The following is a 20,434-nucleotide window of genomic DNA, read 5'->3' on the forward strand; positions in this document are numbered from 1 at the left end:
TCGTTAAAACGGTTTGTCGGTAAAAGGTGATAGATGACAAAGGTACGAACTACAGATGTTCGATCTCTGTAATCACGCTGTCGAATAGCGCTTCACCGGTTTTACTGCGCAGTTCTTGGTAAACCGCTGCATTCATTTTCTCTTTCATCTGAGCACGAACGTCGGTAGGTACGACGTTCACTGTCATACCTTTCGCTTCAAGTTCTTTAATGACTTCTTGGTTCTGCTTTGCCGCGAGGTCACGCTGTACAGCGATGGTTTCTTGGCTCACTTCATTGATAAGAGTTTGTTGATCGCTCGGTAGAGAATCCCAGAACTCTTTATTCATGAACAACACGTAGTTGGTGTAGATGTGATTGGTGAGTGACAGGTACTCTTGAGCTTCGTAAAAACGCTCTGCATAGATGGAGTAAACCGCACTTTCTTGTGAATTGATTAAGCCTTGCTGTAGTGAAGTGAAGATCTCACCCCAAGAGAGTGGTGTAGGCGCTGTGCCGACTGATTTCCAAGCACTGATTTGTGTTGGGTTTGACGCTGAACGAATTTTTAAACTATTAAGATCTTCAATACTTTCGATAGGTTGCTTATTGTTGGTGATGCTACGGAAACCTACCTCCATGAAACCTAAGCCGTGGAAGCCTTTTGATTCCATTGACGTAAGAAGTGGTTTGCCGATCTTGTCGCTGTCCAATGCCTTGTGTGCTTGTGCTTCATCTTCAAATAGGTAGAAAACATCAAGTACGTTGAACTCAGGTACGTAAGGTGACAGCAACACCGATGCACCAAAGGTCATCTGTAAGTTGCCTTGCTGGACAAGCTCTGTGGTTTCACGAACATCACCGAGCTGTCGAGCTGGGTAGATCTCCACTTCAAGTTCGCCATTAGAGCGAGCTTCAAGTTCTTTTTCAAAGTGCAGCATCGCTTTATGTACGGGTGAAGTTTCTTGGCTATCGTGAGCAAGACGAATCACATTGCTTGCAAACGTATTCATGCTAGATAGGGTTAAGCCGAGGGCAGTTATCGAGGTAAAGATTGCGCGTTTCATTGTTCTTCCTTTTTCATCACATGACTTTTTATGTGCATTCATTAGAGTCATGTTGGTCAGTGGGTTTTTATTCCGCACTTCATATCCTTATTTTGCATACGAATCCAAAATATAAACACACAACTAACAAGTCAATAACAAATCCATGAAAGTGATAAAGAAGTTAATTCGAATAGACGAAATTTTAGGCGAGGTCACAGAAAGAAGCCCTAATATGATATTAGGGCTTCTACTCTAAATTAAATGACGTTTTGTTTATGGGAAAACAGCGGATTTAATAAGTTGGAGATGGGACTAAGTTGGCTAAACCTTTTATGAACTTAGTGATGTACTGCCTCGTTCCACTATAATTCCGGGTTCCAATAGGTAAGCCCCTTTGGCATCGGTATTTTCATTGATACGTTGCATCAAATCTCCCACAGCACTCTGTACTATCTTGTCTACTGGTTGCGCAATAGTCGTAAGATCGTAACTCGGCCATGCGGCCATTGGGATATCATCCACGCCCATGACGGCAAAGTCTTTCGGGATATGGCAACCAAGTTTTCGCAGGCCGTCCATGACACCCATGGCAAGGATATCATTGGCACAGAACACGGCGTCAGGTTTTGATGTGTGTTCCATTAGCTCTTTTGCTGCCTCTAATCCAGCTTCAAAACTGTATTTTGCATTGATGAAGATAGGGGAAGCTGCTTCACGTGTTTTTACGGTTTCAGAGAAGCCCAACCAACGCTTGTCACTGGTCATGGAGCCCGCGTCACCACTGACATAAGCCAGCTGTTTGTAGCCTTTATCAAGTAAATAATCTGCTGCTTGCGTGCCAGCTTGCTGGTTGTCTAGGCCAGCGCTGTTCGCATTGACACCTTCGGTATATCGGTTGATGAGGCTTAAGTGAACACCAAACTTTTCACATTGTGCAAACGCACGAGAGGTCAGGCGGCTGGTGGCGATGATCAAGCCATCAACCTGATATTCAATTGCTCGTGAAATGGCGAGATCCAAGTCGTCTTTGTCGATAGGGCAAAGGACAACTTGACCGCCGCGCTTTTGAATTTCCATCGCGAGTGCACGAGATTGCAAGTCGTACATTGGGTTTGATTCGCTATCAAGTGCGATAGCCACTAACCCTGAACGATTGGAAATAAGGCTGCGGGCGATCGCATTTGGCGTGTAGCCAAGCTTGGTCGCGGCATCCATAACCATTTTACGCTTCTTCTCACTAATGCTCGCTGTCGGACTGAATGCCCGAGAAACAGTAGACTGAGAAACGCCAAGCATTTTGGCAACATCAATAGAGGTAACTTTCGCTTTTATGGTGAATCTCCTTATATCGCGATAAATCCAAGCGCCACCTTGATAAGGTCAACAGACCCTAATGAGCAAGGTTTGATAATTACAATACGTGTAACATTTGAAATCACAAAGAAAATTTATGATTTCATGACGGCTTGCTCATTTCGAAAGCCATCAATGATCATTTTGTGTTCAGAACCGACGCAAAAGAAGTTAACGCCGAGCTCTTTCCAGTGACGAGCTGCTTGAGCATTCGCGACAAACATTCCCACAGGCTTGTTAACCTGTTGAGCTGCTTTGATTATTTTTATACTCGCTTCTCGCACGCATTCATCATTCACACTTTCAGCACCGTAAGACACGGCCAAATCTACTTGCCCAATGAACAGGGCATCAACGCCTTCCACTTTTGCGATTGATTCAGCATTTACCACACCTTCTGGGTCTTCAATTTGTGCAATGACAACTGTGTCGTTTTTGCTGTCTTTCAAGTGACTTGCCATTGGTTTGGTTGCGTATTTTGCTGCGCGGCTTGAGCCTGCATAGCCTCGGCCACCTTCACCATAATGGGACATTTTCACCAGTTTTTCTGCTTGCTCGGCGCTGCATACGTGAGGGATCTGGATTCCTGTCGCACCGCAATCTAACGCATTCAAAATGGTCGATGGCTGGCTATCTTGAACTCGAACTACGCAAGGGAGTTGATTCGCGCGCGCAGCAAGAATACAGCTATCCAGTGTCGATCTATCAAAAGGGGCGTGTTCCGCGTCTAGCACAATGAAAGGGAGTTCCGCCAACGCAAGCACTTCAATGATGTGTGGGTGAGGGGTTTTAACAAAAGTTCCAAGTAGCTCGGTGTTGCTTAGTGTGTTCTTAAAGTTATCCATTACTTTCTATTCTCCATTACTTTTTTGTTCGCTTTTGCAAAGGTATGCAAAACTTAACATGTGTTGTTGTAAAAAAAGAGTAAAAACAATGTGATCAATGCAACATAAATTGATTGTATTTTAATCCATTAGGTATCGTATCTGACCGTCTTGAAATGATTTTTATCTTTAAAACAATGAGTTGCATTTAATTTTTTAAGTCGAGAAATGAATTTGCCAAGTGTTAAAAAAATGTTTATGTTTGTTTTGCATTCGTATCCAAAAATATACAAAACAAAAAATAAACTCTGTTAAAACTACACATAAGCAAACACTAGGCATACGCCACAAGGAGAATTAAGCATGGCTCGCATTCTAAAACACGGCATCACTGAAGAAGCATCAGCATCAAACAACGCGCAAGTACGTCAAACGGTTGAGAACATTCTTTCTGACATCGAAAAGAAAGGTGACAGTGCAGTACGTGAGCTTTCAGAAAAATTTGATAACTGGTCTCCGGAGCAGTTTCGCTTAACAGATGACCAAATTCAGGCATGTGTGGACGCATTGGACGAATCTACTAAGCACGACATTGAATTTGCACAAACGCAAGTTCGCAACTTCGCTCAGATTCAACGTGACTCAATGCATGATGTAGAAGTAGAAACCATGCCAGGTGTTGTACTGGGCCACAAAAACGTGCCAGTAAACAGTGTTGGTTGTTACATCCCAGGTGGTAAGTACCCATTGGTTGCATCAGCGCACATGAGTGTTCTTACTGCGAAAGTGGCTGGCGTGAAGCGTGTTATTGCTTGTGCTCCTCCTTTTAATGGCCAACCAAATGTGGCGATTGTTGCTGCAATGGCGATGGCGGGGGCGGATGAGATTTACTGTTTTGGTGGCGTACAAGCGGTGGGTGCGATGGCGCTTGGTACAGAAACGATTGCTCCAGTAGATATGATCGTTGGCCCGGGTAACGCATTTGTTGCAGAGGCAAAACGTCAGCTGTTTGGTCGTGTTGGTATTGATTTGTTTGCTGGCCCAACAGAGACGCTTGTGATTGCAGACGAAGAGGGATGTGATCCTGAATTAGCCGCAGCGGACTTACTTGGTCAAGCAGAGCACGGTTACAACTCTCCAGCGGTACTGCTAACCAATAGCAAAACTTTTGCAGAAGAGACAGTAAAAGAAATTGAACGTCAGCTAACGATTCTTCCTACTGCTGAAGTAGCTGGTAAGGCTTGGGAAAACTACGGTCAGGTTATTGTATGTGATAGCTACGAAGAGATGGTTGAAGTAGCTGATGATATTGCGTCTGAACACGTACAAGTAATGACAAAAGATCCTAAGTACTTCCTAGATAACATGACTAACTACGGCGCGTTGTTCTTAGGTCGTGAGACAAATGTTTCTTACGGCGACAAATGTATCGGTACTAACCATACACTTCCAACAAACAAAGCTGCACGCTACACCGGTGGTCTGTGGGTTGGTAAATTCATTAAAACATGTACTTACCAGCGCGTAACTGAAGCGGCTTCGCTAAAAGTCGGTGAGTACTGTTCACGTCTATGTGCACTAGAAGGCTTCGCTGGCCACAAAGAGCAAGCAGACATTCGTGTTCGTCGCTACAAAGAAAAATCGGTAGAGGCATAACATGACAAAACTCGCCTTAGTTACAGGCGGCAGTGGCGGCATCGGTGCCGCCATATGTCACAAATTAGCGCAATCTGGCTATCGCGTTGTGTTTACCTACAACAGTAATGAGGTTGCAGCTCAACAGATCTTGGACAGCTTACAAGGTTCAGGTCATGCCATGTATCAACTTAATGTTGAAGACAGCTCTGCGATTGGCGCTTTGGCTGAACAAGTTAAAGAATCGTCGGATTCAGTAGACTTGCTAGTCAACTGTGCTGGTATGACAAAGTTTGTCGCGCACAGTGATTTAGAGTCCTTAAGCGACGATCTGATAGACAAGATCTTCCGCGTCAATGTTCGCGCTCCATTTGCGATGGTTCGCGCGTTTGAGCCTTTACTTCGTAGCGCTAAAGGTTGCGTCGTAAACATTACCTCGATTGCAGCGCAAACCGCAATGGGTAGCAACGTGGCGTACTGTGCGAGTAAGTCGGCGGTTGAAAACATGACGCGCTCATTAGGCCGTGCTTTATCTCCAGATATCCGAGTGCTCGCTGTAGCACCTGGCTTAGTGGATACCGAATTTGTCAAAGGGTTAGATGATGAATGGCGTAACGCACAAGAGCAGTCGACTCCGCTTAAACGATTAGCGAGTGACGAAGAGGTTGCCAACGCCGTTTATGCAGCCGCTGATCTACTAACATTTTCAACCGGAACTACCATCGCCGTCGATGGTGGAAGACCGCTAGGTTAGGTAAGAAGGAATTTAGAATGACCCTACAAAATAAAATAAATAACAATCTCGTTCGTTACATGGAGCTTATCCCCGGAACGAGTGCTTTCATTGATGCACGTACGCCAGGAAGCGATCTAAAAGACAACTTCTGCATCATTGGTGCTGGTGTCGCTGAAAGCAGCCGCCAACATGTTCATATCCGTGAAACTGCTGGTTTTAACATTGGTGCAGCTGGTCAGCCTCCAGGGATCAAGAACTCTCTGCACTCTCACCATACTGCTGAGCTATTCGTCGTCTTCAAAGGTCAGTTTAGATTCTATTGGGGTAACGAAGGTGAACACGAAGCAGTGTTGTCGCACGGCGATGTTATCTCGATTCCTACTAACCTATTCCGTGGCTTTGAGGTTGTAGGGCGTGATTACGGCTTTATGTACTCCGTGTTAGGTGGTGATAACTCTGGCGGTGGCGTGGTTTGGCACCCTAGCGTGATTACAGACAGCCAAGGCTATGGTTTATACCTAAAAGCAGACGGCACATTGGTTGATACGATTGACGGCGATGCAGTGCCAAATCAATCTGATCTGATGCCACTGTTATCGGAAGAAGAGCTGAGCAAGTTCGATACGTATACGGCTGAGCAGATGATGCCTTTCGTCGCATTGAAAAAGGATTACCGAGAAATCTCAGGTGATTTTGACAAGCCTGGCGTTAAACAGTTTGCATTAACGGGTCACCCATCTGCGAGCTACGACTTCCAAGTTAAAAGCGTTGATGACGTGAGTATCATGGCGTACGAGTTAACGGAAGGTGCGAGCATCCCTGTTCATCAACGTGACGAAAAGCAGGTGTTGATTAACTTCGAAGGCGATACATTATTAAACATCGTTCAAGACGGCGAGCAAGCGCAAGTCGTCCTGACCACTGGCGACGTATTTAGTGTACCCGCAGGCGCATCGTACAGCCTTGAGAACCTAAGAGGCACCAGCTTCACTTACGTGGTATTGGGTTCTGACCAACCACAAACACTGCAGGACAATTAATGATGAAACCAGAAGTACCACTGCTATGGTTACCTGGTTTGTTATGTGATGAAGCGTTGTTTCAAGACGTCAATAAAGAGCTGCCCGATTGGGTGGCTCCTTTTACTTGTGACTTGGGAGCCGACACATCCATGCAAGCCTTGGCGAGTAAAGTGCTAGATAACGCCCCGGAAAGTTTCGTGCTTGGCGGCTTATCTATGGGCGGCATTCTCGCATTTGAAGTCTTTCGACAAGCGCCACAACGTGTGAAAGGCTTGATCTTAATGGACACCAATTCTGCAGATGAAAAGCCAGAAGTGTCAGAGAAGAGAAACGCCTTGGTTGATAAAGCTAAATCAGGGGAGTTTGAGTCAATAACGCCTGATATCTTGATGCCAGTGCTTATTCATCCTAATCAACTAGCGAATCAAGAGCTGACTCAAAGAATCACGCAAATGGCGAACAATATCGGCGTTGAAAAGTTTGAGGCTCACGCTCAAGCATTGGCGACTCGCCCTGACGCGAGACCGCTGCTGGCCGACATTCAAGTTCCTACATTAATCATTACTGGGAAAGATGACCTGTTATGTCCAATCGACAATCACCTGCTAATGGCAAAACACATCAAGCAGGTATCGCTTCACGTGATTCCTGATTGTGGGCATTTATCGACAATGGAGCAGCCTAAGATTGTTGCGCAGCATATTCGTAATTGGTTTGAGACCAGTCAGCTGTAATTTTTAATAGTGATCTGCCGAAGTCGCTTTTCATGTCGAGTATGCAATATAAAGTGCAGTGCGCTTTATATTGCCCTTGTCACTGCACTAGTACTGCACTTGCCACTTTACTTCAGCATTAAAAGCCATTGCTAATCTATAAGCTGCTTTCTATCTGTTTCGCCACAAATTCTACGAACCTATCTCTGAGTGGGTTTTCACTCTCTCCATTCCATATCAATCCGATAGGCCAAGTGGCGTGCTCACCTTGTAACGCAATGAACTCAACATTGGTATTGCTAATGTACTGCGCGCTGCTAGGTACAATGGTGAAACCGATATTGGCCGATACTAATGCTAGCAGGGTAAGAATGTCATTGGCTTCTTGTGTCTTGGATAGGTAGATATTATTGGCGATGCAATATTGCTGGATTTGCTTGTCTAGTCCAGGGCCACGATGTTGGGTGAGCTTTAGATAAGGCCACTTCGCTAACTCAGAGATAACTTGATCTTTATTTGCCGCTTGCTTGAGAAGATCTTTGTGAATGGCTATTACAAGCGAATCATTGAACAGCGTTAAGCTCTCTAAATTAGACGAACTGGGTATTCGATTGAAGCTGATATCGAGATCATGGCTCAACAGCTCGTCTGTTTGCTGCTTTGAGGGTGTGTCATTCAAGGTGATGTGAACGTCTGGGTACTGTTGTTTATAAGCGGCAATCAGCTTAGGCGCTTCGTGATAAGTAGATACGCCAAAACCAATGTTCAAATGTCCCTGAGTTCCATTCACCACAGAACCTGAAAGCTGCTCAAACGCTTGCATTGAATGAACTAAGTGTTGAGCTTCAGGTAGCAAGGTTTTGCCTGCGTGCGTTAGCTCTGCGCCGTTCCTGCCGCGAGAAAACAGACTCGTTCCTATATTGGATTCAAGTCGTTGAATCTTTTTGGTGAGTGCCGATTGAGTGATGTAAAGCTGCTCTGATGCCAAGCGATAATTGCCCGACTTAGCTAACTGACAAAACGCCTTCAGTAAATCAAATTCCATTCCAAATGCTCATTGAAGTGTGAATATCTTTCATTATATGGAATTGAATGGATTTTTTATACTGAGTTCATACCAAATAAGATAAAGCGGAATTTGAGGGCGAATCATGAAAAGAGACATCAAAGTAGCGTCGGTTCAGTTTAACCATCATGCAGGCGATAAGACATATAACTTGTCGGTGATTGAGCAATACGTTCAACAAGCTGCCGATAGCGGTGTGGAGATCATCAGTTTCCCAGAGATGTGCATCACAGGATATTGGCATGTGTCTGAATTATCGCGAGACGAAATCGAAGCACTAGCGGAACCTGTACCGAATGGCGAGTCGACTCAAAGACTCGTTTCGCTAGCAACACAATTTGGCATGAGCGTTGGTGCCGGTTTGATAGAGCAGGGCATCGATGGCGAGTTATACAACACCTATGTATTTGCCATGCCCAATGGCGAGGTACAGAAGCACCGAAAACTGCACACCTTCGTTAGCCCACATATGAGCAGCGGCGACCAATACACGGTGTTCGATACACCTCATGGCTGCAAAGTGGGTATCTTAATTTGTTGGGATAACAACTTGGTTGAGAATGTACGAATCACCGCGTTGAAAGGCGCCGATATTCTGATTGCACCGCATCAGACGGGCGGTTGCCAATCACGTAGCCCAAATGCCATGAAACGAATCGACCCGGAGTTATGGTTTAACCGAGATGAAAACCCGGAAGCGATTCGCGCTGAAATGCAGGGTAAGAATGGCCGTGAATGGCTAATGCGTTGGTTACCGGCAAGAGCGCACGACAACGGCATGTTTGTGGTGTTTAGTAATGGCGTTGGTGTGGATATGGATGAAGTTAGAACAGGCAATGCGATGATCCTAAGCCCTTATGGAGAAATTATTACAGAGACAGACAGCGTTGATAACGACATGGTAATTGCAGAGCTAAAAGCCGAAGAGTTAGAGATGTGTACCGGAAGGCGTTGGATTCGTGGTCGTAAACCGGAGTTATATCATTCACTAACACAACCGCTAGGTCATGAACTTGACCCGCACCAAGCCCGTTTTGCAGAGAAGTAATGTTGTAAGTGCTGCTGAAAAAGGATGTATTAGGAACGGTTAAAAGGGTGGGGAAGTTGAAAGAGAAGTAAGGGTTCCTGATGTAGTCTACCCACTTAAACGGTTTTTAAGTGGGTAGACTATTTACACACTAAGCATCTAGTACCAGCATCTAAGCTCTATTCTCAGTGACGAGTGCGAGAAGACGTTAATTCTGATGCACGAAGCTGAGCGACGGCTTTTGCCAGTTCCAACTGAGCTTGTGCAAAGTTGATGTCGACATTGCCCTTGTTGATGTTCTCTAGGGCAGCGTATTTCGCTTCTTCTGCACGAGCGCGGTCAATGTCTTTACCATGCAAGGCCGTATCGGCTAACACGGTGACCACATCCGGTTGTACTTCGACCATACCACCAGAGATGTACAGCACTTGCTCCTCGGCTTTTAGGTCGGTGACGAACACAGACACACCCGGCTTTATCTTGCTCAGAAGAGGGGAGTGACCGGGGCGGATCCCCAGCTCACCGTCTGCTCCAGAAATAGCTAGGGCATGTGCCGGCCCTGAAAACAGTGTACCTTCCGCACTTACGATATTAAGTTGAAATGTATTGTCTGTAACTCCAATAGCCATGATGCACCTACCTTTTAGAGTGATTTCGCTTTGTTAAGCACTTCGTCGATAGAGCCACAGTACAAGAATGCTTGCTCTGGGATGTCGTCATATTCGCCGTTTAGAAGGCCTTTAAAGCCTCGTAGCGTTTCGCTTAGCGGTACAAACACACCTTTCTGACCAGTAAATACTTCTGCTACGTGGTAAGGCTGAGTTAAGAAACGTTCAATCTTACGAGCGCGAGACACGATCTGTTTATCTTCCGTTGAAAGCTCATCCATACCAAGAATCGCGATGATGTCTTTAAGTTCTTTATAACGTTGCAGCGTGGTTTGAACCGTTTGTGCAATGTCGTAGTGCTCTTGACCAACCACGAGAGGATCCAGTTGACGAGAGGTCGAATCCAATGGGTCAATCGCAGGGTATAGACCCAAAGCCGCGATGTTACGAGACAGTACAACGGTCGCATCTAAGTGAGCAAAGGTTGTTGCTGGCGATGGATCCGTCAAGTCATCCGCTGGTACGTATACCGCTTGAATAGACGTGATAGAACCTTGTCGGGTTGATGTGATACGTTCTTGTAGAACACCCATCTCTTCGGCAAGTGTTGGTTGGTAACCTACGGCTGACGGCATACGACCTAACAGTGCAGATACCTCTGTTCCCGCAAGTGTGTAACGATAGATGTTATCAATGAACAAGAGTACGTCACGACCTTCATCACGGAAGCGTTCAGCCATAGTAAGGCCAGTCAGTGCAACACGTAGACGGTTTCCTGGTGGCTCGTTCATTTGACCGTAAACCATGGCAACCTTGTCTAGTACGCCAGCTTCTTTCATCTCGTAGTAGAAATCGTTACCTTCACGAGTACGTTCACCAACACCGGTAAATACAGAAAGACCTGAGTGAGCTTTGGCGATGTTGTTGATAAGCTCCATCATGTTGACGGTTTTACCTACACCCGCACCACCGAACAGACCGATTTTACCACCCTTAGCGAACGGACAAATAAGGTCGATAACCTTAACACCTGTCTCTAGAAGCTCTGTGCTGTTGGCTTGTTCTTCATAAGAGGGTGCTTCACGGTGAATTTCGTAGCTCTCTTTCTGGCCGATCTCACCGCACTCATCGATAGGTTGACCAAGCACGTTCATGATACGGCCTAGTGTTTCTTCACCCACAGGGACGGTGATCGGAGAACCTGTATTTTCAACGGTTAAGCCGCGGCGTAAGCCATCAGACGTACCCATTGCAATACAACGAACGATGTTGCCGCCCAGTTGTTGCTGAACTTCCAATACTAGCGAGCTTGCTTCGTCGCTGGTTACTTTCAATGCATCATAAACGCGAGGGCTGTTGCCGCCGCTGAATTCGACGTCAACTACCGCGCCGATTACTTTAACTATTTTTCCAACACTCATCTCTAAATCCTCAAATTCTGTTCTGACCCACTCTTTGCTGCCCTTAGACAGCTTGAGCGCCTGAGACTATCTCGCTCAGTTCTTGGGTAATGGCAGCCTGTCTCGCTTTGTTGTACACCAACTGCAAATCATCAATCAGTTGGCCTGCGTTATCGGTTGCCGCTTTCATGGCTACCATTCGGGCTGCTTGCTCACAGGCAATGCTCTCTACGATGCCTTGGTACACTTGCGATTCAATGTATCGATGTAACAGCTCAGAGAGGATGTCTCTTGGCGCTTGTTCATAGATGTAGTCCCAACGACGTACTTTTCTTGCTTCACCATCAGCCTCTGTGTCAGAAGGGTGGGGTAGCAATTGCAAAGCCGTTGGTGCTTGAACCATGGTGTTGACGAACTGGTTGTAAACGAGAAATAAACTGTCGATCTTTTCTTCGTCGTAATGCTCCAGCATCGCATTTACTGTGCCTAAGATGTCTTCCAATTTAGGCGCGTCACCAAGGCCTGACGTTTGCGCGATAACATTGCCGCTGCGTTGGAAAAACGAGATAGCTTTCGAACCGATTAGGGTGGTTTCTACCTCAACACCCTTGGCCTGCCATTGCTCCATCTCTTCCAACACTTTCTTGAACAGGTTTGAGTTCAAGCCACCACATAAGCCTCTGTCAGACGAAATAATGATGTAAGCAACGCGTTTTGGTTCACGCTGTTGAAGATAGGGGTGTTGGTATTCCAGTGACCCCGATGCGACGTGAGAGATAACTTTGCGCATGTTCTCTGCATAGGGACGCGTTAACGTCATGTTGTCCTGAACCTTACGCATCTTACTTGCCGCAACCATCTCCATTGCACTGGTGATTTTCTGAGTGTTACTAACACTGCCTATCTTGGTGCGAATTTCTTTAGTATTTGCCATTATCTGCTCCTAATTTGTTTTGATTTCCAGCCAACAAACCGGAGCGTTTACCAAGCTTTCAACGCTACAAAGTCACCAAGCAGTTTTGCAAGTGCGCTGTCGATCTCATCGTTGTAGTCACCGTTAGCATTGATGGTGTCGAACAACTCTGGGTTCTGAGCTTGTGCGTACGCAATTAACTCTTCTTCGAAACGCGCCACTTTGTGCAGCTCAACGTCAGCCAAATAGCCTTTTTCTGCTGCGTAGATAACCGTTGCTTGCTCAGCGACAGACATCGGAGAGTATTGCTTTTGCTTCATCAATTCGGTAACGCGTTCACCATGGTCAAGCTGTTTACGTGTCATCTCATCTAGGTCAGAAGAGAACTGAGCGAACGCAGCTAGCTCACGGTATTGAGCCAATGAAGTACGGATACCACCTGATAATTTCTTGATGATCTTGCACTGTGCTGCACCACCCACGCGAGATACCGAGATACCTGGGTCAACAGCAGGGCGTAAGCCTGAGTTGAATAGTTGGGTTTGAAGGAAAACCTGACCATCAGTGATTGAGATTACGTTGGTTGGTACAAACGCAGACACGTCACCCGCTTGAGTTTCAATGATAGGCAGCGCGGTTAATGAGCCTGTTTGGCCTTTCACTTCACCGTTAGTGAACTTCTCTACATACTCTGCATTCACTCGTGCTGCACGTTCTAGAAGGCGTGAGTGAAGGTAAAATACGTCGCCAGGGAAGGCTTCACGACCTGGTGGGCGTTTCAATAGCAATGAAATTTGACGGTAAGCAACGGCTTGTTTTGATAGGTCATCGTAGATGATCAGTGCGTCTTCACCGCGGTCACGGAAGTATTCACCCATGGTGCAACCCGCATAAGGGGCTAGGTATTGAAGTGCGGCAGACTCTGATGCAGATGCCACAACAACGATGGTGTTTTTAAGTGCATCGTGGTCTTCAAGTTTACGAACCACGTTAGCGATGGTTGACGCTTTTTGGCCAATCGCAACGTAAACACATTTAATGCCAGAGTCTTTTTGGTTGATGATGGCATCGATAGCGAGCGCTGTTTTACCTGTCTGACGGTCACCGATGATAAGTTCACGTTGACCACGACCGATAGGTACCATGGTGTCTACCGCTTTGTAGCCCGTTTGAATTGGTTGATCGACTGACTTACGCTCGATTACACCCGGTGCAATCACTTCTACTGGGTCAAGACGGTCACAGCTTACTGGGCCTTTACCATCGATGGGTTCGCCTAGTGTGTTCACGACGCGACCAAGAAGCCCGTTACCTACCGGTACTTCCAAGATACGACCCGTACCTTTTACTTTCATACCTTCAGATAGGTCAGTGTAGGGGCCCATAACAACGGCGCCGACTGAGTGGGTATCTAGGTTAAGTGCGAGTGCATACTTGGCACCCGGTAGCTCAATCATCTCACCTTGCATCACATCCGCTAGGCCATTAATGGTGATGATACCGTCACGAACCGAAACGATGGTGCCTTCATTGCGAGCTTCGGTGCTCACATTAAATTTCGCGATGCGATTTTTGATTAGATCGCTGATTTCATTAGAATTTAATTGCATAATTGTTACCTATCTCGCGTGAAGCTGATTAGCTAATCGGTTAATTGATGTATTTAAAGAACCATCGATAACGGTTTCACCCGCTTTGATAACAATCCCGCCAACCAGCGTGTCATCAATAACCTGTTCCATTTCAACTTGACGCTCTAATTTCTTCTCAAGTGCAGCCGTTAGGGAGATAACCTGATCTTGTGTAAGCAATTCTGAACTGGTGACAGTGACAGGAATTACACGTTCATGTTCGTCCTTTAGGTCGCTGAACAAGTTAAACAGGTCTCTTATCACTGCAAGACGGCCATTCTCAGCCAAGACTCGAACGAGATTAATGACATGGTCATCAACGAGCCCTTGGCAAATGTGAATGAAGAGATTGGCCAGTTCTTCAGAGTCAGTGCGAGAACCTTCTGCTGAAGAGATCTGCTTAGCGATCGTTTCTTCTTCCGCTACCGTTACAAGAATCGACAGCATTGAGTGCCACTCTTGCAACTTGTTTTCACCTAAAGCAAAGTCGAACGATGCCTTGGCGTAGGGATGAGCAATATTGGTGTAATCTGACATATTGCCTCCGTTTAGAGTTCGCTAATCAATTGATCAACTAACGCTCGGTTCGTTTCAGAATCTAGGTTCTTGCTAATCAGTTTTTGTGCACTTTGAATAACAGCGTCTGCCATGTCCGCCTGAAGCTCACGACGTAACTTTTGACGTTCGCCTTCGAGTTCAGCTCTACCTTGTTCTAAGATGCGTGCCTTTTCTTGCTCGGCTTCTTCGTGAGCTAAGCTGATGATTTCGTTGCGGCGTTTTTTGCCTTGTTCAATCAGTTCAGTCACGTTTCTTTTTGCATCTTCGACGAGTTGTGCGCCATTCGATTTCGCTAGTTCTAGCTCTTTCGCAGCATTCTCTGAGTGGCGTAAACCATCAGCGATTTCTTTTTGGCGCTCGTCTAACATTGCGGTGAGAGGGGGCCATACATATTTCATGCACAGCCAAACAAAAATCACGAATGATATTGCTTGTCCAAACATGCTTGCATTTAAGTTCATACCTTCCTCGCTAAATCTTGATTATTTACAAATCGATCTTTTCAAAGCTTTTTATTAAGCCACGGCAAAGATGATGTATAGACCGATACCAACACCGATCATCGGTACAGCATCCACAAGGCCCATCATGATGAAGAATTGAGTACGAAGCATTGGAGTAAGATCCGGTTGACGAGCAACACCTTCAAGGTATTTACCTGCTAAGTTACCAATACCAGATGCCGCACCCGCTGCACCTAAACCGATCAGTAATGCACCTGCTACATATAAAACTGCGCTTACGATATCCATTTGTATCTCCGATAAATAATTTGTTAGTTAATTTTTTAGTTATTAATTAATGGTGTTCTTCTGTTGCCATTGCTAAATAAACAACGGTCAGTACCATAAATATAAATGCTTGTAAGAATACGATTAATATGTGGAATAAAGCCCATGGAACACTGAGTGCCCATTGCATCCACCATGGCATTAATGCAATAAGGATGAATATCATCTCGCCTGCATACATGTTTCCGAATAATCGTAAGCCTAGTGATATTGGTTTTGAAATTAATGTAATTAATTCAAGAACAAAGTTAACAGGATATAAAAGAGGGTTATCAAATGGCTGAGTAGTAAGCTCTTTGATAAAGCCTTTCAAACCTTTATTTTTTAACGTATAGGTTAACAGTAAAATAAACACACCGAGTGCCATCGACATTGGGATATTTACGTCCGCTGTCGGTAGGTCTCTAAAGTGTTCAAGGCCGATTACTCGAGTTAACCCTGGTATTAAATCAATAGGTAATAAATCAACCGCGTTCATTAACAACACCCAAACAAAAGTGGTTAATGCCAGTGGCCCTATTAATTTATCTTCCGCTTGAAAAATCTCTTTGACTAGGTTGTTAACAAAATCAAAGATGAGTTCGATAAAACATTGAAAACGACCTGGTACACCGCTGGTGCCTTTGGTCACGACATATCGAAATGCCCCAATGAACAGTAAACCTGTAATCCAAGATACCAACATCGAGTCAATGTTGAACGCCCAGAAACCATCACCTGTAGTTAAGAAGGTTAAGTGATGCTCTATGTATTCGTGAGCGGTAGTTACTTGATCCATACTACGCGTACTCCGATCTATTAGAGGCAGTAATAAATGGTGTTAAGAAGTACCCAATCATTGTGAAAATGTACGCGTATAATATTACTGGGTTATCCAATTTGAAAAACTGGAATGCCAATATAAACATTAAGAACGTATAAGTTATTTTCACGACACGACTCATTTGCATTAAGTCACGTAAACTATAATTAGGATTCTTACGCACCTTTAGGCTTGCATATATAAACCCAAACAGCGGAGGTAACATCGCAATTCCGATGCCCAAAGCTGAAGATTCCATATCTACTTTATTACCAAAAAACACTTCATATAAAACTACACCGATGGCTAATACTATTTGGCAGAGAACAACTCTTTTAGCGGCAACAAGGATGTCGCTACTTATCCCATTAAGCCTCATAATAAAACCTTATGTTAAACAGTGTAAGTTAATATAAAACACAGTTTAAATTTAACTTGTTACTACATTTCACTTGTTAATAACACTTGATTTGCTTTTAAGAAAAACCCTTGCTGGTTTTATATCTCCCTGACGAAATTAAACGGACATAAACTAATTCGCTATCGCTTCGACAAAATATAAATTACGCCTAAAATTATGTGATCAAAACGACAAATATCGACATCAATAATTCCATTTTTGAAAGATGTGTTTTTCATTTATGAAAGTAATAATTCAATAACTTTATTCATGAAAATTTTAGATGCTTTATTTTCAGTAAAAATAGATGTTTTTATAAAAATTTAAGACGTTAATTTGGCAAGTTAAGATCTTATCAATTAAGACTATTCAAACACTTAGCTTCATTTCTAAGTTAATTGTTTAACGCCATCCGACAAGGAGAGAAAGGCAGTTTTAGTCAGCGATACAGGCACTCGTTTGTTGATTGATTTATCTATACGGCGTTCTCTATCTGGAAGTGATTATTTTTAAAAATAGTTTGTCACGATGTCATTTTTGACGTCTTTCAGGCATTACGGAACGAATAAATCAGCGCTTAAGATGAATATTATGGGAGTAATTCAGCCCTAAACATGGATGTAAAGAGCTGAAGGGCTTGGAAAAGTCTGAAGGTTAGGGCAAAAAGCTCTGAATATAAGGTCAAATTGTTGGGATTAGAGGTGGAATTTCTTGATGTGTTCTTCTGTTAACGGGTCTGTCAGCGACTCTATCAACGGCTTTATAAGAAAGAGAACACAGTTACATTCCCTCTATTACTCTTCTTCATAGCTCAGATATTGAATACACAAATCGTGGAAGGCTTGAGCTTGTGGCGAAATTGTACGGTCGGACAATCTAAAGATACCGATCTGACGCTGTAACGGCGGGTCAATCAACGGAATCCACACTAAGCGAGTCTCATTGGTTGGGAAGGCCAGCTTTGGCAGAGTGGTTACGCCTATCCCAAGTTCTAATACAGAAAACAGCGAAGTGATGTTCTCCACGGAATAGAGCGCTTGTTCGCTAAGCATTCGTGCGGGTGTTGGGTCAAGTAGGGTACACGTCCCGTTGCGAATGAAGGGTTGTTTTAACAAAGTTTGCCATTCGATTCCCTCTAACTGAGAGGCGATAGGGTTGTCTCTGAGGCAGACCACACCAATAGGATCGGAGAGTAACGGCGTGAAATCGATGCTCTCTTCTTCTAAATGGGAGCTATTTCCGAGGGCAACATCCACTTCTCCAGAGAGTAATCTTGCTTCCACACCAGCCGCATTATCATCAATCAAACTCACTTCTACATTTGGGTACTGTTCACAAAAAGCCCCTAAAACACTAGGTATTAATTTTGCTGCTACCGATGGCACGCTCGCTATTCGAACTCTTCCTTGTTGTCCTGCCGCGGCTGCACGTAAGTCATTGTCTAATGCTTTGTAAACATTCAGAAACTGAATGATTTTTGGAAGGCATATTTCTCCGAAAGGAGTCAGTGTGGATTTGTTGCCTGTTTCAAACAGTGGTTGGCCGAGTATTTTTTCCAGCTCTTTTATCGATGTAGAAAGTGCCGCTTGCGAGCGATTTGCTCGGTGAGATGCTGCTCGAAATCCGCCTTCTTCGACCACTAAAACAAAATGTTTTAACTGTTGTAGCTTAATACTCATGGCACTGATCCTTCTCTAGCCCTTGCTATACCTTACTTTTTGAAAGGTGATAGATTTTATTTATCAAATGCACAAAATTTACCGTTAGATTTATCAGTCGTCAAGGTGCAGTATTTAACCATCTTGAAACATAGTTGTTACAAAGTTGGATGGAATCGTGAACGCACAAACTAAAAAACACCCAGTAAAAACCGCTCTTTTTGCTTCAAAAGCACCACTAGAGTGGGCAATCGTAAATAACGGCACTCTATACACCGCGCAGATTCCAATTGATGAAACGGGCGCAGTAGTAGAAGGCGGTATCGAAGCGCAAACGCGTCAGACTTTTAACAACCTTGTTCATACGTTGGAGTGTGCAGGCGAATCGATGGATTCTGTGCTGCAAGTTCTGATTTACGTGACAGACCGTGAATACCTAAAAACGGTAAACAGCGTATACGGAGAATACTTCAATGCACCTTATCCAAACCGTGCAGCGGTCGTCGTTGCAGGGTTAGCAAGAGAAGAGATGCTGGTCGAGTTCGTGGTTTATGCATCGGCGTCTCAACCTGAATAATTCGACTGTGAACTAAGGCTCTTTGCGGATCAAAACTCTTTTGAATTAAAGCGGTTTATTGATACAAGCGATCGGGTTCACTTTAGATACAAAATGTACGACTTATTTTAGCAATTAATTACCTGAATATTAACAGTTTATTAATTAACCAGATGGTTGCCAGACTCATCGCAACCTAACCGTTACAAGGACAGAATGATGACTCAATTACAGAATGTTCAAGCAGAAAACGCACTTTACATTGGCGGCGAATGGCAAGCGGGTGTAAGCACCGTAGCGAACATTAACCCATCAGATATTTCTGAAAACATCGGTAACTTTGCACAAGCAAGTGCGGAACAAGTTCAACAAGCGATTTCAGCGGCGAAGCACGCTCAACCAGAGTGGGAAAAAACGCCAATTGAACGCAAGCAAGCGGTTCTTCAAGCGATTGGTGATGAGCTGATTGCACGTTGTGATGAGCTAGGCACGCTTCTTTCTCGTGAAGAAGGTAAGCCTTTTGCGGAAGGTCGTGGTGAGATTTACCGTGCTGGTCAGTTCTTCCAATACTTCGCGGCTGAAGTGCTTCGTCAAATTGGCGACAACGCGGACTCAGTACGCCCAGGCGTTTCTGTTGAAGTGACTCGTGAAGCGGTAGGCGTTATCGGCATCATCTCTCCTTGGAACTTCCCGACAGCAACTGCTGCTTGGAAAATTGCTCCAGCGTTGGCTTTCGGTAACAGCGTTATCTGGAAACCAGCAAACCTAACACCAGCAAGTGCGGTTGCACTCACTGAGATCATCCACCGTCAAGGTATCCCTGCAGGTACGTTTAACCTTGTACTAGGTAGCGGTTCAACGGTAGGTGATGCACTGATCAACTCTAAAGAAGTGAACGGTGTGAGCTTTACCGGTTCTGTTGATACGGGTCGTAAGGTTGCTGCTGCTACCGCACCAAACTTCGTTCGTTGCCAACTGGAAATGGGCAGTAAGAACGCACTTGTTATCGCAGACGATGCTGATATCCAAACTGCGGTTGATGCAACGATTGCAGGTTCGTTCTCGGGTGCTGGTCAAAAATGTACAGCGTCTTCTCGCCTTGTGGTTATGGATAGCATTCACGACCAATACGTTGAAGCACTGATTAAGCGTATGAGTGAGCTGAAAGTAGGTCACGCACTGGAAGAGGGCGTGTTCATGGGTCCTGTTGTGGACGGAAACCAACTTGAAGCAAACCTAGGTTGGGTTGAGAAAGCACGTCAAAGCGGCGGTGAGCTGGCATTTGGTGGTGAACGCTTGAGCATGAAGCACGAAGGTTTCTACATGTCTCCAACGCTGTTCTTGAACACTAAAAACGATTGGGAAGTGAACCAAGAAGAAGTGTTCGCACCAATGGCAAGCGTGATTCGTGTCGCTGACTTAGAAGAAGCGATTGCGACAACTAACGATACTCGCTTCGGTCTAACGGGCGGCATCATTACCCAAAGCCTACGTACTAGCGCGATGTTCAAGCAACAAGCGCAAACAGGTTGTGTGATGGTCAACCTACCAACAGCAGGCACGGATTACCACGTACCGTTTGGTGGCCGTAAAGAGTCTAGCTTCGGTCCTCGTGAGCAAGGTCAATACGCGAAAGAGTTCTACACAGTGGTTAAGACGGCTTACCAGCGTCCTTACTAATCCACTTTTTATATAAGAATTGGATTGTTGGAGA

21 protein-coding genes are annotated in these 20,434 nt (G+C 44.9%); 7 read left to right on the forward strand and 14 right to left on the reverse strand.

Going from position 1 to position 20,434, the window contains the following annotated elements:
- Positions 1 to 49: 49 nt before the first annotated feature.
- The 3 genes from FLM53_RS19075 to FLM53_RS19085 all read right to left on the reverse strand — a co-directional run bounded on the left by FLM53_RS19075 (position 50) and on the right by FLM53_RS19085 (position 3,225).
- Positions 50 to 1,045 (reverse strand): TRAP transporter substrate-binding protein, encoded by a 996-nt coding sequence (locus FLM53_RS19075; RefSeq protein ID WP_176679831.1) that lies wholly within the window; start codon positions 1,043 to 1,045, stop codon positions 50 to 52.
- A gap of 312 nt (positions 1,046 to 1,357) precedes the next feature.
- Positions 1,358 to 2,323: a LacI family DNA-binding transcriptional regulator gene (locus FLM53_RS19080; RefSeq protein ID WP_108082752.1), complete on the reverse strand. Its 966-nt coding sequence runs from the start codon at positions 2,321 to 2,323 to the stop codon at positions 1,358 to 1,360.
- Positions 2,324 to 2,475: 152 nt separating this feature from the next.
- Positions 2,476 to 3,225, reverse strand: a complete 750-nt coding sequence (locus tag FLM53_RS19085) for an HpcH/HpaI aldolase/citrate lyase family protein (RefSeq protein WP_176679830.1) — start codon at positions 3,223 to 3,225, stop codon at positions 2,476 to 2,478.
- 342 nt (positions 3,226 to 3,567) lie between these two features.
- Between FLM53_RS19085 and hisD the strand changes: the two genes are divergently transcribed.
- The 4 genes from hisD to FLM53_RS19105 are packed head-to-tail and all read left to right on the forward strand — an operon-like array spanning position 3,568 to position 7,331.
- Positions 3,568 to 4,860, forward strand: a complete 1,293-nt coding sequence (gene hisD, locus FLM53_RS19090) for a histidinol dehydrogenase (protein WP_176679829.1) — start codon at positions 3,568 to 3,570, stop codon at positions 4,858 to 4,860.
- 1 nt (position 4,861) lies between these two features.
- Positions 4,862 to 5,593 (forward strand): SDR family NAD(P)-dependent oxidoreductase, encoded by a 732-nt coding sequence (locus FLM53_RS19095; RefSeq protein ID WP_176679828.1) that lies wholly within the window; start codon positions 4,862 to 4,864, stop codon positions 5,591 to 5,593.
- A gap of 17 nt (positions 5,594 to 5,610) precedes the next feature.
- On the forward strand, positions 5,611 to 6,615 hold the full coding sequence (locus FLM53_RS19100) for a cupin domain-containing protein (RefSeq protein WP_176679827.1): 1,005 nt from the start codon (positions 5,611 to 5,613) through the stop codon (positions 6,613 to 6,615).
- Positions 6,616 to 6,617: 2 nt separating this feature from the next.
- The gene (locus FLM53_RS19105; RefSeq protein ID WP_370779751.1) at positions 6,618 to 7,331 is read left to right on the forward strand and encodes an alpha/beta fold hydrolase; all 714 of its coding nucleotides are present in this window, start codon (positions 6,618 to 6,620) and stop codon (positions 7,329 to 7,331) included.
- A gap of 136 nt (positions 7,332 to 7,467) precedes the next feature.
- Here the strand turns inward: FLM53_RS19105 and FLM53_RS19110 are convergent, their stop codons facing one another.
- Positions 7,468 to 8,355: a LysR family transcriptional regulator gene (locus tag FLM53_RS19110; RefSeq protein WP_176679825.1), complete on the reverse strand. Its 888-nt coding sequence runs from the start codon at positions 8,353 to 8,355 to the stop codon at positions 7,468 to 7,470.
- 106 nt (positions 8,356 to 8,461) lie between these two features.
- On the opposite strand from FLM53_RS19110, the gene FLM53_RS19115 reads away from it, so the two are divergent.
- Positions 8,462 to 9,424, forward strand: a complete 963-nt coding sequence (locus FLM53_RS19115; protein WP_176679824.1) for a nitrilase family protein — start codon at positions 8,462 to 8,464, stop codon at positions 9,422 to 9,424.
- Positions 9,425 to 9,588: 164 nt separating this feature from the next.
- Here FLM53_RS19115 and FLM53_RS19120 read toward each other — a convergent pair whose 3' ends face one another.
- The 10 genes from FLM53_RS19120 to FLM53_RS19165 all read right to left on the reverse strand — a co-directional run bounded on the left by FLM53_RS19120 (position 9,589) and on the right by FLM53_RS19165 (position 18,185).
- Positions 9,589 to 10,032, reverse strand: a complete 444-nt coding sequence (locus tag FLM53_RS19120; RefSeq protein WP_102290737.1) for a F0F1 ATP synthase subunit epsilon — start codon at positions 10,030 to 10,032, stop codon at positions 9,589 to 9,591.
- Positions 10,033 to 10,046: 14 nt separating this feature from the next.
- Complete coding sequence (gene atpD, locus FLM53_RS19125) at positions 10,047 to 11,432, reverse strand: F0F1 ATP synthase subunit beta (RefSeq protein ID WP_176679823.1); 1,386 nt, start codon at positions 11,430 to 11,432, stop codon at positions 10,047 to 10,049.
- A gap of 43 nt (positions 11,433 to 11,475) precedes the next feature.
- On the reverse strand, positions 11,476 to 12,345 hold the full coding sequence (gene atpG / locus FLM53_RS19130; RefSeq protein ID WP_176679822.1) for a F0F1 ATP synthase subunit gamma: 870 nt from the start codon (positions 12,343 to 12,345) through the stop codon (positions 11,476 to 11,478).
- Between the two features lie 47 nt (positions 12,346 to 12,392).
- The gene (atpA, locus tag FLM53_RS19135; RefSeq protein WP_019820617.1) at positions 12,393 to 13,934 is read right to left on the reverse strand and encodes a F0F1 ATP synthase subunit alpha; all 1,542 of its coding nucleotides are present in this window, start codon (positions 13,932 to 13,934) and stop codon (positions 12,393 to 12,395) included.
- Positions 13,935 to 13,943: 9 nt separating this feature from the next.
- Positions 13,944 to 14,492, reverse strand: a complete 549-nt coding sequence (locus FLM53_RS19140) for a F0F1 ATP synthase subunit delta (protein ID WP_017632740.1) — start codon at positions 14,490 to 14,492, stop codon at positions 13,944 to 13,946.
- Positions 14,493 to 14,503: 11 nt separating this feature from the next.
- On the reverse strand, positions 14,504 to 14,974 hold the full coding sequence (locus FLM53_RS19145; protein WP_017632741.1) for a F0F1 ATP synthase subunit B: 471 nt from the start codon (positions 14,972 to 14,974) through the stop codon (positions 14,504 to 14,506).
- Positions 14,975 to 15,028: 54 nt separating this feature from the next.
- A complete protein-coding gene (gene atpE, locus FLM53_RS19150; protein ID WP_004730405.1) occupies positions 15,029 to 15,265 on the reverse strand; it encodes a F0F1 ATP synthase subunit C in 237 nt (78 codons plus the stop codon).
- Between the two features lie 46 nt (positions 15,266 to 15,311).
- Positions 15,312 to 16,082, reverse strand: coding sequence for a F0F1 ATP synthase subunit A (gene atpB, locus FLM53_RS19155; RefSeq protein WP_017632742.1), 771 nt, complete (start codon positions 16,080 to 16,082; stop codon positions 15,312 to 15,314).
- A gap of 1 nt (position 16,083) precedes the next feature.
- Complete coding sequence (locus FLM53_RS19160; protein ID WP_017632743.1) at positions 16,084 to 16,485, reverse strand: hypothetical protein; 402 nt, start codon at positions 16,483 to 16,485, stop codon at positions 16,084 to 16,086.
- Between the two features lie 815 nt (positions 16,486 to 17,300).
- Positions 17,301 to 18,185 (reverse strand): LysR family transcriptional regulator, encoded by an 885-nt coding sequence (locus tag FLM53_RS19165; protein ID WP_017632750.1) that lies wholly within the window; start codon positions 18,183 to 18,185, stop codon positions 17,301 to 17,303.
- 157 nt (positions 18,186 to 18,342) lie between these two features.
- Here FLM53_RS19165 and FLM53_RS19170 point away from each other — a divergent pair, with 157 nt between their 5' ends.
- Complete coding sequence (locus FLM53_RS19170; protein ID WP_004741170.1) at positions 18,343 to 18,741, forward strand: RidA family protein; 399 nt, start codon at positions 18,343 to 18,345, stop codon at positions 18,739 to 18,741.
- A 198-nt stretch (positions 18,742 to 18,939) separates the two neighbouring features.
- Complete coding sequence (locus FLM53_RS19175; RefSeq protein ID WP_061017242.1) at positions 18,940 to 20,400, forward strand: aldehyde dehydrogenase family protein; 1,461 nt, start codon at positions 18,940 to 18,942, stop codon at positions 20,398 to 20,400.
- Positions 20,401 to 20,434: the final 34 nt, after the last annotated feature.

It is taken from the genome of Vibrio sp. Scap24 (genome assembly GCF_013394185.1).
GTDB lineage: Bacteria > Pseudomonadota > Gammaproteobacteria > Enterobacterales > Vibrionaceae > Vibrio > Vibrio pomeroyi.